This is a genomic window from Nocardioides sp. NPDC006303, assembly GCF_040613175.1.
GTDB lineage: Bacteria > Actinomycetota > Actinomycetes > Propionibacteriales > Nocardioidaceae > Nocardioides.
The window spans coordinates 1-16942 of record NZ_JBEXRR010000023.1; the positions used below are offsets into that span (position 1 = coordinate 1).

Consider the following 16942-nt stretch of genomic DNA (forward strand, 5'->3'; position numbering starts at 1 on the left):
CACCGACGACCATCATCGCGTACGGCATCCGCGCGACCAGCGCGAGTGGGAAGTACGTCCCTCCGACGGCGCGCACCAGACTCTGCTCGCCCTGCGCTCCGTCCCGCGGGCGGTCGCGTCAGCGGACGTACTCGTCGAAGGTCCGCTGACCGAGGAACGGAGCCACGTGCTGGGCGACGATCCCCACGGGGACGGTCTCGCGCTTGAGGACGCCGTACTCCTCGGGCCAGCTGCCGTCGCGCGGCAGCTTGAAGGAGCCCATCAGCATGTCGATCACCGGCAGGTGGATGGCGTAGTTGCGGTCCCAGTAGTCGAGGTGACGGGCGTGGTGCCAGTGGTGGTAGCGCGGCAGCACGATGAGGTACTCCAGCCAGCCGAACCGGATGCCGAGGTTGGCGTGCGCCACGACCGCCTGGATGCCGACCAGCACGGCGTACGCGTTGACGACCGAGGTCGAGAAGCCAAGGAACAGCAGCGGCAGCAGCACGATGCTGCGGGTCAGCACAGTCTCGACGAAGTGGACCCGGGAGCCGGCCAGCCAGTCGAGCTCGGGGCTGGAGTGGTGCACCGCGTGGAAGCGCCACAGCACCATGATCCGGTGGTAGCAGCGGTGCAGCACCGCCTGGGCGAGGTCGGCGAGGAAGACGGCGAGCAGGAAGGCCACAAGGAACGGCAGGTCGTCGATCCAGGCCTGTACGCCCGGCACCTTCACCGACGAGACCACCAGCGACGTCGAGGTGGTGACCAGGATCAGGATGAGCTGGACCAGGACGTGGCTCATGAAGAAGTAGCAGGCGTCGGTGCGCCAGCCGGGTCGGAAGACCGGCACCGGGCGGCGCGCGAAGGCGTGCTCGAGCGGGATGAAGACCAGCGCGGAGAAGAACAGGGCGAGCACGAACCAGTCGAGGCCGAGCGAGAACGGTGTGTCGTCGACCGGGCCGTCGAACGGGACCTCGGTGCCGCCGAGCAGCACCGCGGCGGTCGCCGTCCCGACGCCGATGAAGGCCATCCGCTTGTGCTGGTCGCGCAGCACCGCGATCGTGCCGGCGAAGAACGCGGCCGCCAGGCCGACGAGCAGCAGCGTACGCGCGAAGTCCTCGGTGTAGACGGCGCGGAACTCACGGGTGGTCAGCAGCTCCGGGAAGTGGAAGCAGAGCACGGTGGCCAGGCTCAGGACGCCCAGGAAGCACGAGGTGGCGGGAGCGAGCAGATGGTGACGAAGCATGGCTCAAATTCTGGCCGCCGGCGCACCGTCGCCGCCTGAGTCCACGTACTCAACTCCCAGGAGTCATTCGAGCAGGCGACGCTTGACCATCTTCCCGGTGGGCGTCCGCGGGAGCGAGTCACGGAAGTGGATCTCGCGCGGGACCTTGTAATGGGCGATCCGGTCACGCGCGTACGCGGTGAGCTCCTCTTCGAGGGCGGGACCCGTTTCGACATCCTGGGCGGGTTGAACGAAGGCGGCGACCCGCTCCCCCATCTCCTCGTCGGGGACACCGATGACGGCGATGTCGGCGACGGCCGGATGGAGGCTGAAGAGATCCTCGATCTCCTGCGGATAGATGTTCACGCCGCCGCTGATGATCGTGAACGCCACCCGGTCGGTCAGGTAGAGGAACCCGTCCTCGTCGAGATAGCCGACGTCGCCCACCGTCGTCCACGACGGATGCTCCGGGTGCTTGGCGGCGTCGGTCTTGGTGGGGTCACCGAGATAGGCGAAGCTCCGGTCGTCGCGCTCGAAGTAGATCGCCCCGACCTCGCCAGGACCGAGCTCACGCCCGTCCTCGCCGACGATGTGCGGAACGCCGATGATCGGGCGGCCGACGGAGCCGGGGTGCTCGAGCCAGGTCGCCGAGTCGATCGCGGTCGCGCCCATGCCTTCGGTGGAGGCGTAGTACTCCTCGACGATCGGGCCGAACCACTCGATCATCCGGCGCTTGACCTCGACAGGGCACGGCGCCGCCGCGTGGACGACGCATCGCAGCGAGGAGACGTCGTAGGAGCGGCGTACGTCCTCGGGCAGCTTGAGCATCCGCACGAACATCGTCGGCACCATCTGGGTGTGGGTGACGCCGTGACGCTCGATCGTGGCCAGCGCCTGCTCGGCGTCGAAGCGCTCCATCATCACCAGCGTGCCGCCATAGGCGTGCACCACACCGCCGAACCGCAGCGGCGCCGCGTGGTAGACAGGCGCCGGGGACAGGTAGACCGAGGAGTCGTCGAAGGCGTACGTGGTGCCGAAGACCAGCGGGTAGACGTAGCCCGGTTCCCCGACGGTGATATCCGGCAGCGGCGATCTGATTCCCTTCGGGCGCCCGGTGGTGCCCGAGGAGTAGAGCAGGTCGTCGCCGTGGGACTCCTCGATCGACCCGGCACCGGCAGCCGCCAGCGCCGCCTCGTAGGAGCCATGGCCGGCGACCTCGCCTCCGTAGGCCAGCCGGTGGGCCACCTCGACCTTCAAACTCTCGACCGCGGGGACGTCCGCGGAGACCACCAGGGCCTTCGCGCCGCAGTCAGTGACGATGTAGGCGACCTCGTCGGCGGAGAGGTGGCTGTTGACCGCGGTGACGTAGAGCCCCGAGCGCAGCGCCGCCCAGTAGACCTCGTACGCCTCCGGCCGGTTGTCGGTCAGCAGCGCGACCACGTCGCCGCGCCGCAGCCCGCAGGACTGCAGGTGTCGCGCCAGCTGGAGGCTGCGGTCCTCGAGCTCCTGGTAGGTGAGCACCCGCCCCGACCCCGCCATCACGATGGCGGGCTTGTCAGGAGTGCGTGCGGCCCAGACTCCGGGGAACATGAACGCCTCAGCCCTGGGTCCGCAGCTCGGTCTTGCGCACCTTGCCACCGGCGTTGCGCGGCAGCACCTCGAGCACGACGAGGTCTTTGGGGAGCTTGAACCGGGCCAGCCGGGTGGTGAGGAACTCGTTGAGCCCCTCGAGATCGAGGCTCTCGCCCGGCTTGGGCACGACGTACGCCACCGGCACCTCGCCCCAGCGCTCGTCGCTGCGGCCGACCACGGCCGCCTCCAGCACCGCCGGATGGGCGTGGATGGCGTTCTCGACCTCGGCGCTGTAAATATTCTCGCCGCCGCTGATGATCATGTCCTTGGCCCGGTCCACGACCCAGACGAAGCCCTCCTCGTCCTGGCGGACCAGGTCGCCGGAGTGGAACCAGCCACCGACGTACGCCTTCTCGGTGGCCTCGCGGTTGTTCCAGTAGCCCCGGGTGACCGAGGGGCCGCGGTAGACGATCTCGCCGACCTCTCCGACGGGCACATCGTTCATCTTGCCGTCGACGATCCGGTACTGGATCGTCGGGATCGGGCGGCCGACAGAGCCGAGCTTGCGCAGCGACTCCTCCCCACGCAGCACGCAGGTGATCGGCGAGGTCTCCGTCTGCCCGAAGACGGCCACGTTGAGCGCGTCGGGGAAGGTGTCGGCCATCGCCTCGAGCAGCGTCTCGGAGGCCGGGGCAGCGCCCCAGGAGATGATCCGCAGCTTCAGGTCGCGCTCCTTGATGCCCGGCAGCGCGCAGATGGCCTGCCACTGCTGGGGCACGTTGAAGACGACGGTGGCGCCCTCGCGCTCCCAGGCGTCGACGACCTCGCCCGCGTCGAAGGCGCCGAGGGGGTGGATCACGCTCGGGATGCCGAGCACGAAGTTGGCGGCCAGCGAGCCCAGCCCGGCGATGTGGAAGAAGGGCGCGGTCATGAACGCGATGTCGGACTCGTCGCCGACGTCGTTGGCGCGGATGCAGGTCAGCGCCTGCATCTGCATGTTGTGATGCGTCAGCATCGCGCCCTTGGGCTTCCCGGTGGTGCCGGAGGTGTACATGATCAGCGCCACCGAGTCCTCGGGGATGTCACCGAGCTCGATCGGGTCGCTGGCCTCCACCAGGCTCTCGTACGTCTCCATCCCCTCGGCCTCGCCGATGACGACCTGGGTCTTCAGCGCAGGCGCGAGCGCAGCGACGGCCGCGGCGAGCGGGGCAAGGAGCTGCTCGGTCACGATGACGGTCGACCCGCTGTCCTCGACCAGACCCACGATCTCGGGCGGAGCCAGTCGGGCGTTGACCGGCACCGCGATCGCGCCCAGGCTGTTGATCCCGAAGACCGCCTCGACGAACTCGGGCCGGTTGAGGGTCAGCAGGATCACCCGGTCGCCCTGCTGGACGCCGCGCCCCCGCAGCGCGCCGGCGAAACTCAGCGATCGCTCGTGCAGCTGCTGCCAGGTGGTGTCCACGCCGAGAAAGCGCAAGGCCGTCGCATCCGGCCGCATCACCGCGTGACCGGCGGTCTGGCTCATCCAGTGACTGCGGAACGTCCAGGCCGGGGCCTGCGCAACTCGGTCGGTCATCGGTCTCCCTCTCCCTGTCGGAACCATGCTGTGTGGTTTCCGTCACAGCATTTTTTAATACAGATTCATATTCGAGCGCAAGGGTCGTCTCGGACAGAGGCCCCGACCGGGTCAGGCGGAGGCCGGACCCGGTCGCGTCGAGCCCTGGTCGCCAGTGAGCGCGGGGACGGTGACCCGGACCAGACTGACCAGCGTGTCGCCGAGCATCCGCTCCAGCTGCCCTCGAGGAGCGTCCGCACTGAGCAGCCAGCGCCGGGTCACAGTCGTCGCGAAAGCCGAATAGCCGTGCAACGCCGTCCTCACGGCCGGGTGCTCACGGACCGCATGCAGCCCGGCAAGCTCGCAGATCTGGTCGACCATACGCTCGATGTAGTCCTCCAGGATCTTCGAGATCTCCTCATCGCGGGACTCACCGACGAAGCCGGAGACGGCAAGCCATGCGTCCTTGCGAGCGACGACCATGTCGACCCACTCGGCCACACTGCGGCCGATTCGGTCCTCGACAGTTGCCCCCTCGACGTACGCGGGCATCGGGAGTCGCGGCACGTCGACCAAGCGGCCGATGACGGCGAGGTAGAGATCTCGCTTGGTCAGGAAGTAGTGGCTGAGCAAGCCTCGACTGACTCCGCAGGCCCGGGCGAGCTCGGTGGTGGACACGTCGTCGTAGCGACGCTCGGCGAAGACGTGCGCCGCCGCCACGACGATCAGGTCGCGCCGGCGGTCGGCCTGCATGCGCACTCGCGGAGTTGCCATCGCCCCATCCTCTCTCAGCCGGACCAGCCATGCCGCCCCGACACACTTTATCGGCAAACTGCCAATTGCTACTGGCAGTTTGCCGATAGTGGCTCTACGCTATCAGGGCCGAAGTGACACGGATCACTTCGAAGACTCGATGATGAGGAGTGGTGGCAATGGCAGACCTCAGCAGACGGAAGCTCTTGATCACGGGCGGAACGGTAGGCGCCGCCGCGTTGACCGCGCCGCTGTGGACCTGGCCCGCATCGGCGTCGATCGCACGTGTCGGGGCAGGCACCGACCCGGCGACGGTGTGGGACCCCGAGGCCGACCAGGTGGTGGCCGACCTGATTCAGCACGGCGACGTGGATGCCGTCAACGACGCCCTGCGCGGCTGGACACGCAACGATCAGCCGACCCCGACTTCACTGCCCAGCGATCTGTACGCCTTCATCGAGTCGGCACGACAGCTTCCGCCATGGGCGAATCAGGCCAAGCTCGCCGACGCGTTCGAGTTCACCGAGCGCTGGGGGCTCTACCTCGGCGTCCTCTACGGGATGAACAGCGGCATGATGTCGACCGCGATCCCCCGCGAGGCACGAGCGGTCTACTACTCCTACGGCGGCAGCGACATGCGCGACCGGATCAAGAAGACCGCCAAGCTGGGCTACGACATCGGCGTCGACGGCGCCTACGGCCCGGGCGGCGAGATGATCGTGACCTGCGTGAAGACGCGTCTGATCCACGCTGCCGTCCGCCACCTCCTCCCCCAGTCGCCGCACTGGGTGGCGGCCGCCGACGAGGAGATCCCGATCAGCCAGCGCGACATCATGGTGACCTGGCACAGCCTGGCCTCCTCGGTGTGGCAGAAGCTCGACGAGTGGGAGGTCGAGCGGCCTGCCGATCTCAGCGAGGGCTACCTGCACGTGTGGCAGGTGACGGCCCACATGCTGGGCGTCCGCGACGAGTACATCCCCGCGACCTGGGCCGACGCGCTCAGCCAGCGCGAGCAGGTGCTGGTCCCGCTGCTCGCCCACACCGAGGAGGGCGTCGCGCTCGCCGACATCCTGCTCGACTTCGGCGCCGAGATCGACGGCACCCTCTTCACCCGCCCCGCCCTGGAGTCGATGAGCCGGTTCATGCTCGGCGACGAGGTCGCCGAGTGGCTCGAGCTCCCCCGCCACCCCGCCCTCGACACGACCATCAAGGTCGGCTGGCCCGTGTTCGTCGCCTTCCGCGAGTCCGGCCAGCCACTCTCGCTCGCACCCCCGACCTACTGGATGTTCGACGAGTTCCTGCGGAAGGCCGTGCTGCTCTTCCTCGCTCGCGGCGAGCAGATCAGCATCGAGATCCCCACCGGCAACAACCCCAACTACCCCAGCTGACCGAGGAGCATCATGCACGAGCTCAGCCGACGTAAGTTCCTGATCGCCTCCAGCATCGCCGCCGGGACGGTCGCCTCCCTGGGCGGCCCCATGGCGGCGGCGCGGGCCGCCGTCCCCTGGACCTGGGACCCGGCACTGTCCGTGGCCGGGACCGGCACCGGCATCGACCCTCAATGGCTGTGGGACGAAGAGATCGACCACCTCATGGGCGCCGTCCTCGATCGTGGCGACGTACCCGCCGTCAACGCCGCCATCCTCGGCTGGAACCACAACAGCCAGCCGCTCCCCGACGGGCTGCCCGGTGACGTACGGGACTGGATGGCGCGGGCGCGCCGCCTGCCCGAGTGGGCGGACATGGCCAAGCTGCGTGCCGCCGCGGCCTTCAACACGTCGAACGGCCTGCTCCTCAACCTCTGCAACGGGCCCGGCGGCGGGATGCTCTCGACCGCGATCCCGCGTGAGGCGAGAGCCGTCTACTACTCCAAGGGCGGCGCAGACATGGAGGACCGGGTCGCCAAGACCAGCATGCTCGGCTTCGCTGTCGGTGACCCAAACGCGTACGAGCCCGACGGCAAGGCCCAGGCGCAGGCCGTCAAGACTCGGATGGTGCACGCGGCCGTACGCAACCTGCTTCCCGAGTCGCCGCACTGGGTCGAGACCAGCGGTGGGCAGCAGATCCCGATCTCGATCGGCGACATCATGATCACCTGGCACAGCCTGGCGACCTGGACGATGCGCAAGCTCGTCGAGTGGGATCTGGACATGACCTCCGCACAGAAGGAGGGCTACCTGCACAACTGGCAGGTCAACGCCTACATGCTCGGAGTCCCCGCCGAGTACATCCCCGCCACCTGGGAGGCCGCGAACCAGCAGTCCGACCAGCTGCTCGACCCGATCCTGGGCCCGACCTCGGAGGGCGTGGTCCTGACCGACATCCTGCTCGGGCAGCTCGCCGAGCAGACCAGCCCTGGCTCGTTCTCGCGGCCGGCCGTCGACGCGTTGGCCAGGTTCCTCGTCGGGGACCGGGTGGCCGACTGGGACGGCATCGACAGGCATCCGTTCTGGGAGTCGGCGATCCGGGCCGCCTGGCCGTGGTTCATCAAGATCCGCCAGGGTGCGGTCAGCCTGCCGTTGGCGCCGGCGCTGGCCTGGACCATCGACGAGGTCGCCCGGCGGTACCTGATGTTCTACCTGACCAAGGGACAGGGCACCGCGATCACCATCCCCGACGGCAACCGCAGCTTCTGACCGTGGAACAGCTGCGCAGACGCACCTTCCTCGGCTACGTTCTCGCCGCCCCGACGCTCGTCGCGGCGGCCGATCTCGGACTGGCCGAGCCCGCCGGGGCGACCGGTCCGGTCGCCGATGGCATCCCGTGGCCCGAGCCGACCGAGATCCTCGACCTCAACGACATGATGACGGTCGCGGCGATCCCGACGGCGAGCCTGATCACCGTCGAGGTCGGCACCGATGGCACGGTGAGCTTCGCACTCCCCCGCGCCGAGGTGGGCCAGGGGATCACCACATCCTCGGCGATGCTGATCGCTGAGGAGCTCGGCGTGCCGCTCGACCGGGTCCATGTCACCCTCGCCGACGCCCGGCCCGAGCTGCTCTTCAACCAGCTCACCGGCGCGTCGAACACCACCATCGCCACCTACATCCCGATCCGGGTCGCCGCGGGGATCGCCCGCGCCCGGCTGCTGGCGGCTGCCGCAGCCGAGCTCGGCACCCGGACCGCGGCGCTGACGATCACCGACGGCCTGGTCGTGGGCGGAAGCCGACGGATCCCGATCGGCGACCTGGCGGCTCGCGCCGCGAGCGTACGCACCGAGCCGGTGAACGTGACCCTCAAGCCCGACACCGACTTCACGGTGATCGGCACTCCGCGCAACCGGGTCGACGCCCGGGCCGCCGTGACGGGGCGCAAGAAGTTCACGATGGACCTCGAGGTGCCCGAGGCGCTGCCGACGATGGTCTGTCGCCCTCCGACCATCAACGGCACCGTCCGCTCGGTGGCCAACGCCGAGGACGTTCGCACGATGCCCGGCGTCACCGACGTGGTCACGATCTCCACCGGGGTCGCCGTCCGGGCACGCACCTTCGGCCAGTGCATCGACGCGGTCCGGGCGCTGAAGGTGACCTGGGGAGCGGGCGCCGCCGAGGGCAAGGACGACGACGCGGTGCTCGAGGAGCTGCGACGCGCCGAGGCACCGCTGGGCCCTCCACCGCTGACCCCCACGGTGGAGGCCACCTTCACGTTCCGGTTCCGCTCCAACAGCGCCCTGGACACCAACTGCGCCATCGCCGACGTACGTCGCGACCGAGCCGAGATCTGGTCGTCCCTGAAGTCGCCGATCGTCGCCCAGGAGACCATCGCCGCCCGGCTGGGCCTGCCGATCCCTGCCGTCAGGGTGCACGTCACCGAGGGTGGCGGGTCGTTCGGCCGCCGGCTCTTCTTCGATGCCGCCCTGGAGGCGGCCGAGGTCTCCCAGAAGCTGGGCAAGCCGGTCAAGCTGATGTGGCATCGGGCCGACGACTCTCGTCAGGGCCGCGCCCATCCGATGGCGAGGTCGCGGGTGCGGGCGGCGTACGCCGGCAGCACGGTGCTCGGCTACCAGCAGTCCCACACCAGCGTCTCGACCGACCTCGGCCACGGCCTCGGGGAGATCATCACCTCCCTCGCCGCCCAGCTGCCGGTCGGCGACCGGGCCTTCTCCGAGGTCTTCTTCCAGCTCTCCCAGAACATGCCCTACAACTTCGGGCCCGCGACCCGGGTGCTCAACGAGACCGACACCGGGTTCAACACGGGCTCGATGCGCAACGTCTACTCCCCCGACATGACCTGTGCCCGCGAGCTGATCGTCGACCGACTCGCCGCCAGGACCGGCAGGGATCCGTACCGCTTCCGGCGCGACCACCTGCGCAACGCCCGCGACCGCGCGGTCCTGGACCGGGTCGCCGAGGCCGGCGAGTGGGGACGTACGCTCCCGAACGGGGTCGCCCAAGGCATCGCTTTCCACAGTGAGTACCACTCCACCAGCGCCGTGCTGGTCGAGATCGACTGCCGCCCGGAGACCGTCGGCCGCCAGATCCGCGATGCCGTGACCGGCCCTCGGGTCACCAAGGCGGTCATCGCCGTCGACGTCGGCACCGTGGTCAACCCCCGCGGTCTGGAGGCGCAGATGATGGGTTGCCTGATGGACGGTATCGCCCAGACGCTCACCTCCAGCCTGCACCTGCGCGACGGGCACTTCCTCGAGGCGAGCTGGGACAACTACTTCTACACCCGGCAATGGAACACCCCGCCGGACGTACGCGTCGTCATCGTGCCCGGCTCCGGCGAGCCCGGTGGCGCCGGTGAGCTCGGCGTGGCCGCCTCGATGGCAGCGGTCGCCTGTGCGTACGGCCGGGCGACCGGAACGATGCCCACCGACTTCCCGATCAACCACGACACGCTCGCTTTCGAGCCCAAGCCGACCGTCCCGCCCGTACCGGCCTCGCCGACCGACGGCCTCGACCACATCGATTGAAAGACTGAATCCACAAGGAGGGCACGTGCCCACCCACACCTTCCGGCTCAACGGCGAGCAGATCGATGTCGAGGTCCAGGACGACGTACGCCTGCTCTGGGTGCTCCGCGACCTGCTCGGCGTCACCGGTCCCAAGTACGGATGCGGGATCAACGTATGCAAGGCCTGCACCTCGCACCTCAACGGCCGCGCCTTCAACCCGTGCGCCGTTCCTGTGTCCGACCTGGGGCCCGACGACGAGGTCACCACGATCGAGGGGCTCCCCGCGACCGTCGACGAGGGGCCCGACGGACTGCACCCGATGCAGCAGGTATGGCTCGACCACGACGTGGCCCAGTGCGGCTACTGTCAGCCGGGCCAGATCATGGCCGCCGTCGACCTGGTGCGGCGGGTATCGGCGGAGAGGCGCACCGTCACCGACGCCGACCTCGATACGATCCGCAACATCTGCCGCTGCGGCACCTATCCGCGGATTCGCCGGGCGATCGCCGACGGCGCAGCGCGAATGTGACTCCGCGGATGTGATTGGCGCCACGAAACTGAATCTGTATTAGAATTTCCCGTGTGGCATCGAAGTCGGAGAAGACCCGCAAACGCATCCTGGACGCGGCGGCGACCGTGCTCTCGCAGAGAGGGTACGCCGGTATGCGCCTGGGCGAGGTCGCGGACGTGGCCGGGGTCCAGGCACCGGCGATCTACTACTACTTCGCCTCCCGCGACGAGCTGGTCGAGGAGGTCATGTGGGCCGGCGCGCACGACGTCCGCATCCACGTCGAGGAGGTCGTCGCGGCGCTCCCCGACGGCACCACTCCCCTCGACCGGATCATGACCGCCATCGACGCCCACCTTCGCTACGAGCTGGAGATCTCCGACTACGCGACCGCCTCGATCCGCAACGCCCGGCACGTGCCCGAGGCGCTGCGGGATCGGCCTGCCGCCGAGGAGTCGCTCTACAGCCACTACTGGCGTGACCTCTTCGACGCGGCCAGGAAGGAGGGCGCGATCCGCGAGGACCTCGACGCCACGACCTTCCGGATGCTCCTGCTCGGCTCGCTCAACTGGGTCCTCGAGTGGTGGCGGCCCGAGGTCCGCCCTCTCGAGGAGGTGATCGCCGTCGCCCAGGACATGGTGCGACGGACGGTCACCGGCTCCTGATCACAGCCCGAGGTCGCGGCCGACGATCTCTTTCATGATCTCGGTCGTGCCGCCGTAGATGGTGGTGATCCGGGAGTCGAGGTAGTCCTGCGCGATCCGGTACTCGAGCATGTAGCCGTAGCCGCCATGCAGCTGGACGCAGCGGCCGACGATCTGGACGTACTGCTCGGTGGTCCAGAACTTCGCGGCTGCGGCGTCGACGGCGCTCAGCTCGCCGCGGGAGTGCCGGGCGAGGAGGTCGTCGATGTAGGAGCGGCTGACCCGGACGGCGGTGACCATGTCGGCCAGCTCGAACCGGGTGTTCTGGAAGGACCCGATCGGCTTGCCGAAGGCCTGGCGCTCCTTGACGTACGTCAGGGTGCGCTCGAGCACGCCCTCGGAGGCGGCGACCGCGTTGGCGGCGATCGAGATCCGCTCCTGAGGCAGGTTGCGCATCAGGCCGAGGAAGCCGCTGCCCTCCTCACCGAGCAGGTTGGCCGCCGGGACGCGTACGTCCTCGAAGAAGAGCTCGCTGGTGTCCTGGGCGTGCAGGCCGACCTTCTCCAGGTTGCGGCCGCGCTTGAAGCCGGGGGCGTCGGCCTCGATGACGAGGAGGCTGATGCCCTTGTGTCGGTCATCACCGGTGCGTACTGCGGTGACGACCAGGTCGGCGTTCTGTCCGTTGGATATGAAGACCTTGGAGCCGTTGACGACGTAGTCGTCGCCGTCCCGGACTGCGCTCGTGCGGATGCCGGAGAGGTCCGATCCGGTGCCGGGCTCGGTCATCGCGACGGCCACGATCAGCTCACCGGCTGCGATGCCCGGAAGCCAGCGGCGCTTCTGCTCGTCGTCGGTCAGGTCGGTGAAGTAGGGGATCACGATGTCGTTGGAGAGCCCGACGCCGGCGAGGCCGTCGGAGACCGGGTGACGGGCCAGCTCCTCGCCGAAGATCGCGTTGAACCGGAAATCGCGGGTGCCTCCCCCGCCGAACTCCTCGGGGATGTTGAAGCCGAGGACACCCGCCTTCGCCGCCTCCGTGAACAGCCAGCGGTCGACCTTGCCCTCCCGGCCCCACCGCTCGGCGTTGGGCGCCGCGTGCTTGTCCGCGAACGCCCGGACGGTCTCCCGGAACGCCTCGTGGTCGTCTTCGTACAGGCTGCGATCCGTGGGGATGGCACCGCTCATCAGCTACTCCGATCTGCTCTTTTTTAAATCGTATTAGATTTCAAATCTCTGTCAAGAGCGGACCGCTTGTCCCCGGTCACCGTCGAGGCTGTCGGGGCCGACACGATCGCGCCGCCGGGCTCGTGGACGCTCGCGATGACGTGCCCGGCGGGACTAGCGTCGACAACGAGGCGAGGCACACCACCCTTCGCCCGCGGAAACGACATGCACAGGAGCGCGAGATGGTCGACCAGGACACCTCCGGCGAGGGGCCCGTGCCCACGGGTGAGTGGAAGCAGCGCGACTACCACCACCCGGCGGCCGGATGGGGCGCGGCGACCTCGGTTATGAAGGTGCTCTCCCGCGAGCATGCCGTCGTCTCCGGGACCCGGGCGATGTTCAAGATGAACCACGAGAACGACGGGTTCGACTGCCCGGGCTGCGCCTGGCCCGACGATCTGAAGGGGCTCAAGCTCGACCTGTGCGAGAACGGCATGAAGCACGTCGTGTGGGAGATGACGGGCGAGCGCGTGGACCGCGACTTCTTCGCCACCCACACGGTCTCGGAGCTGGAGACCTGGTCCGACTTCGAGCTCGAAGACCAGGGTCGGCTGACCGAGCCGATGGTCTACGACGAGGCGAGCGACCGCTACGTCCCGATCTCCTGGGCAGACGCGTTCGCGCTGGTCGGCGAGACCCTGCGCGGGCTCGACGGCCCTGACGAGGCCGCGTTCTACACCTCGGGCCGGCTCGGCAACGAGGCCACGTTCCTCTACCAGCTGTGGGCGCGCGAGTTCGGCACCAACAACCTGCCCGACTGCTCCAACATGTGCCACGAGGCGTCGGGGCGAGCCCTCACCGCCGCCCTCGGCACCGGCAAGGGCACCGCGGATCTCGAGGACTGGGAGACCGCCGAGGCGCTCTTCATCCTGGGCGTCAACGCCGCTTCCAACGCTCCCCGGATGCTCACCGCGCTGACCGAGGCGTACGACCGCGGCGCCCAGATCGTGCACATCAACCCGCTGGTCGAGGCCGCCGCCCGTAAGGCGATCATCCCGCACGAGTTCGTCGACATGGCGCTCAACAAGGCCACCCGCACCAGCACCCTCAACCTGCAGGTCCGCCCCGGCGGCGACCTGGCTCTGCTGCGCGGCATGGCGAAGGTGCTCCTCGAGGAGCACCGCACCGATCCGAAGGCGCTCGACACCGAGTTCATCGAGCGCTACACCTCGGGTTTCGAGGCCTACCGGTCCCTGGTCGAGTCGACCTCCTGGGCCGACCTCACCCACCAGGCCGGGCTCAGCGAGGACGACATCCGCAACGCGGCCGCCGTCTACTCCGCCTCCGACCGTACGCTGATCAGCTGGTGCCTCGGCGTGACCCAGCACGAGCACGGCGTCGACACCGTGCGCGAGATCGTCAACGTCCTCCTCCTGCGCGGCAACCTCGGCCGCGAGGGCGCCGGCCCCTCCCCCGTACGCGGCCACAGCAACGTCCAGGGCAACCGCACCTGCGGCATCGACCACAAGCCGTCCGCCGCGTTCCTCGACCGGCTGGGTGAGGTCTGCGACATCACCCCGCCGCAGGAGCGCGGCCTCGACACCGTCGGCGTCATGCGGGCCATGAACGAGGGCGACGTCAAGGTCTTCGTCGGCATGGGCGGCAACTTCGTCATGGCCGCGCCGGACACCGTCTACACCTCCAGCGGCCTGCGCAACTGCGAGCTGACCGTCCAGGTGAGCACCAAGCTCAACCGCAGCCACCTCGTCCACGGCCGCACAGCGCTCATCCTCCCCTGCCTTGGCCGCACCGAGAAGGACCACCAGGCCGCTGGCCTCCAGGAGACCTCCGTCGAGGACTCGATGAGCATGGTCCACCTCTCCCGTGGGATGAAGCGACCGGCCTCACCTCATCTGCGCTCCGAGCCCGCGATCATCGCCGGCATGGCGCGGGCGACCCTGCCTGCGAGCACCAGCCCGTGGGAGTCGTGGGTCGAGGACTACGACCGGATCCGGGACGTGATGGCCAAGGCCCTGATCGGGTTCGAGGACTTCAACCGCCGGGTCCGCCTTCCCCTCGGCTTCCGGCTCAAGCAGCCCGCCCGCGAGCTGGTCTTCCACACGCCGTCCGGCCGTGCGGAGTTCGCCGCGACGCCGCTGCCGGATGTGATCCCGGCTGACGATGACGTACTCGTGCTCCAGACGATGCGCTCCCACGACCAGTGGAACACCACGATCTACTCCGACGACGACCGCTACCGGGGCATCAAGAACCTGCGCACGTTGATCCTCATGCACGAGGACGACATGCGCTCGCGCGGGATCACGGAGGGCTCCCTGGTCGACATCGTCGCCACCGCCAAGGACGGCAGCGTCCGGTCGCTTCGCGGCTACCGCGCCCTGCGCTACGACCTTCCTCGCGGCAGCGCCGCGGGCTACATGCCGGAGATGAACGTGCTGATCGGGGCCAGCGACTACAGCGTCCAGAGCGACCAGCCGCTGATGAAGAACCTCAAGGTCAGGGTCACCCCCAGCAGCTGACCCTCAGCCGACGGGGACGGCCTCGATGCGGTCGGTTCCTGCGTAGATGTTCATCGATGTTCCCCGCAGGAAGCCGACCAGGGTCAGGCCGTTGTCGTCGGCCAGGTCGACGGCGAGCGAGGAGGGGGCCGAGACGGCGGCGAGCAGCGGGATGCCGGCCATCACGGCCTTCTGGACGAGCTCGAAGGAGGCCCGGCCGCTCACCATCAGCATGCTGTTGCGCAGCGGTACCAGACCCTCGCGCAGCGCGTGCCCGATGACCTTGTCGACCGCGTTGTGGCGGCCGACGTCCTCGCGTACGCAGAGCAGGTTGCCGTCGGCGTCGAAGAGCCCAGCCGCGTGCAGGCCGCCGGTGCTGTCGAAGACGCGCTGCGCCTCCCGCAGCCGTTCCGGGAGGGTGGTCAGGAGCTCAGGGGTGACCCGCAGGGTGTCCTCGGCGACCGACCAGGCCGAGGACGTACGCACGGCCTCGAGCGAGGCCTTACCGCACAGTCCGCACGAGGAGGTCGTGTAGAAGCTGCGCTCCAGGGAGGCGTCGGGTGGCGGCACGTGAGCGGCCAGGCCGACGTCGACCACGTTGTAGGTGTTGCCGCCGTCGGCGGTGGCACCGGCGCAGTAGCGGACGCTCGCGACGTCGTCGGCGGAGTGCACGACACCCTCGCTGACCAGGAAGCCGATGGCCAGGTCGAAGTCGCCGCCGGGCGTGCGCATCGTGACGGTCAGCGGTCGCCCGTTGACCCTGATCTCCATCGGCTCCTCCGCGGCCAGCGTGTCGGGCCGCCGCGAGATCACGCCGTCGCGTACCCGCAGCACGGGCCGTCCAACTGTCACTCTTCCCATGTCAGCTCCTGTGGTGTGGGGTCGGGTCGTGAGGGGTCCGGGTGGGCGTGCCTGGCGGCGTGCACCGCTGCGCCGATGAGCAGCATGAGGCCGATCAGGGCCAGACCCGCCAAGAGTTCAGGATAGGACGCGGACCTCGCCATGACCGCCAGCAGCAGCGGCGCCAGGAAGCCGCTGTGAGCGACGCCCTGGAACAGTGCCGACACCGTCGGCAGCGCGCCGGGTGGGGCCAGGCGCCCGATCTCGGCCAGCCCCGACTCCAGGGTCAGGCCGTAGCCGGCGCCGAGGAAGACGGCCGCGCCGAGGACCAGGAGCGGTGAGACCTCCTCGATGGCGAGGGCGCCGAGCAGGAGCCCGATGACCACGGTGCCCATCGCGACGAGGGTCGCCCGGGCGCTCCCGGGGCGGTCGATCTTCGCGGCCAGCGGCTGCACCGCCAGCCCGACCAGCAGCGTCACGGCGGCAACGAGACCGCTGAACAGCGGCGCGTGGTCGCGGACGCGGTCGAGGACGAAAGGCGGCAGGACGACGTAGGAGACCGTGACCGCAGCGAAGATCGCCGGGCTGGCCGGCAGCACGATCCCGACGAACCGCGGGTGGGTGATGGCCGACCAGCGGTCGCCGACCGGCGAGGCGGGCGGTCGGCCGGGTATCGAGCACATCTCCGGGATCCGAGCGGTCAGCGCTAATACCAGCAGCGCGAAGCCGCCGTGCACCAGGCACGGCACCACGGACGACGCCGGGAGCCAGGCGGCGAGGGTGCCCGCGAGCAGCGGGCCGAGGGCGAAGCCGGCTCCTGTGGCGTACACCGCGAAGCGGGCGCCTCGGTCGGGGCCGGGCGAGAGCGCGCGCAGCCACGCGGCACCGGCCGAGACGATCAGCCCCGCCGCGACCCCGGTCGCCAGCCGGCTCGCGACGACGACCTCGCCGGACACCTCGGCCAGTGCCAGCAGGAGGCTTCCGGCAGCGGTGATGGCCAGGGCGATGCGTACGACCCGGCGGTGGCCGAACCTGTCGGCCGTCCGGCAGCCGAGGAGCAGGGCCGGGACCAGACCTGCCAGGTAGACGGTGAACACCTCGACGACCGACATCGTCGACCAGCCCGCCTCGAGCCGGTAGACCACCGACAGCGGCGTGAACTGGTTGGCGCCCCAGCCCGCCGCCACCAGGGCGGCCGCGACCAGGGCCCGGTCGGTGCGCGCTCCCGGCGAGGCCATGGTCGCCTCAGGCACTCCCCCGATCGCACTCACCGCGGCCACGTC

13 protein-coding genes are annotated in these 16942 nt (G+C 69.3%); 6 read left to right on the top strand and 7 right to left on the bottom strand.

The window, feature by feature from the left end; all coding sequences use genetic code 11:
• Nucleotides 1-118: 118 nt before the first annotated feature.
• The 4 genes from ABZY89_RS17780 to ABZY89_RS17795 form a co-directional block, all read right to left on the bottom strand.
• The gene (locus ABZY89_RS17780) at nucleotides 119-1225 is read right to left on the bottom strand and encodes a sterol desaturase family protein (RefSeq protein ID WP_355229288.1); all 1107 of its coding nucleotides are present in this window, start codon (nucleotides 1223-1225) and stop codon (nucleotides 119-121) included.
• A 63-nt stretch (nucleotides 1226-1288) separates the two neighbouring features.
• Nucleotides 1289-2794 carry an acyl-CoA synthetase gene (locus tag ABZY89_RS17785; protein ID WP_355229290.1) on the bottom strand — a complete coding sequence of 502 codons (1506 nt, stop codon included), beginning with the start codon at nucleotides 2792-2794 and terminating at the stop codon, nucleotides 1289-1291.
• A gap of 7 nt (nucleotides 2795-2801) precedes the next feature.
• On the bottom strand, nucleotides 2802-4352 hold the full coding sequence (locus ABZY89_RS17790) for a long-chain-fatty-acid--CoA ligase (RefSeq protein WP_355229292.1): 1551 nt from the start codon (nucleotides 4350-4352) through the stop codon (nucleotides 2802-2804).
• Nucleotides 4353-4463: 111 nt separating this feature from the next.
• Nucleotides 4464-5105, bottom strand: coding sequence for a TetR/AcrR family transcriptional regulator (locus tag ABZY89_RS17795; RefSeq protein WP_355229294.1), 642 nt, complete (start codon nucleotides 5103-5105; stop codon nucleotides 4464-4466).
• A 158-nt stretch (nucleotides 5106-5263) separates the two neighbouring features.
• On the opposite strand from ABZY89_RS17795, the gene ABZY89_RS17800 reads away from it, so the two are divergent.
• Genes ABZY89_RS17800 through ABZY89_RS17820 form a run of 5 tightly spaced genes read left to right on the top strand, consistent with a single transcriptional unit; the run spans nucleotide 5264 to nucleotide 11157 of the window.
• A complete protein-coding gene (locus tag ABZY89_RS17800; protein WP_355229296.1) occupies nucleotides 5264-6472 on the top strand; it encodes an oxygenase MpaB family protein in 1209 nt (402 codons plus the stop codon).
• A gap of 12 nt (nucleotides 6473-6484) precedes the next feature.
• Nucleotides 6485-7720, top strand: a complete 1236-nt coding sequence (locus ABZY89_RS17805; RefSeq protein WP_355229298.1) for an oxygenase MpaB family protein — start codon at nucleotides 6485-6487, stop codon at nucleotides 7718-7720.
• A gap of 2 nt (nucleotides 7721-7722) precedes the next feature.
• Entirely contained in the window at nucleotides 7723-10002 is a 2280-nt protein-coding gene (locus ABZY89_RS17810; protein ID WP_355229300.1) for a molybdopterin cofactor-binding domain-containing protein, read from the top strand.
• 25 nt (nucleotides 10003-10027) lie between these two features.
• Nucleotides 10028-10513, top strand: coding sequence for a (2Fe-2S)-binding protein (locus ABZY89_RS17815; protein ID WP_355229302.1), 486 nt, complete (start codon nucleotides 10028-10030; stop codon nucleotides 10511-10513).
• A 53-nt stretch (nucleotides 10514-10566) separates the two neighbouring features.
• On the top strand, nucleotides 10567-11157 hold the full coding sequence (locus ABZY89_RS17820) for a TetR/AcrR family transcriptional regulator (RefSeq protein WP_355229303.1): 591 nt from the start codon (nucleotides 10567-10569) through the stop codon (nucleotides 11155-11157).
• On the opposite strand, the gene ABZY89_RS17825 is transcribed toward ABZY89_RS17820, so the two are convergent.
• The gene (locus tag ABZY89_RS17825) at nucleotides 11158-12321 is read right to left on the bottom strand and encodes an acyl-CoA dehydrogenase family protein (RefSeq protein ID WP_355229305.1); all 1164 of its coding nucleotides are present in this window, start codon (nucleotides 12319-12321) and stop codon (nucleotides 11158-11160) included. It abuts the gene before it with no gap.
• A 221-nt stretch (nucleotides 12322-12542) separates the two neighbouring features.
• Here ABZY89_RS17825 and ABZY89_RS17830 point away from each other — a divergent pair, with 221 nt between their 5' ends.
• A complete protein-coding gene (locus ABZY89_RS17830; protein ID WP_355229307.1) occupies nucleotides 12543-14840 on the top strand; it encodes an FdhF/YdeP family oxidoreductase in 2298 nt (765 codons plus the stop codon).
• Nucleotides 14841-14843: 3 nt separating this feature from the next.
• On the opposite strand, the gene fdhD is transcribed toward ABZY89_RS17830, so the two are convergent.
• Both fdhD and ABZY89_RS17840 read right to left on the bottom strand, forming a co-directional pair.
• Nucleotides 14844-15680, bottom strand: coding sequence for a formate dehydrogenase accessory sulfurtransferase FdhD (gene fdhD / locus ABZY89_RS17835; protein WP_355229309.1), 837 nt, complete (start codon nucleotides 15678-15680; stop codon nucleotides 14844-14846).
• On the bottom strand, nucleotides 15668-16939 hold the full coding sequence (locus ABZY89_RS17840; protein ID WP_355229311.1) for an MFS transporter: 1272 nt from the start codon (nucleotides 16937-16939) through the stop codon (nucleotides 15668-15670). Before ABZY89_RS17840 ends, fdhD begins: the two co-directional genes overlap by 13 nt.
• Nucleotides 16940-16942 lie beyond the last annotated feature (3 nt).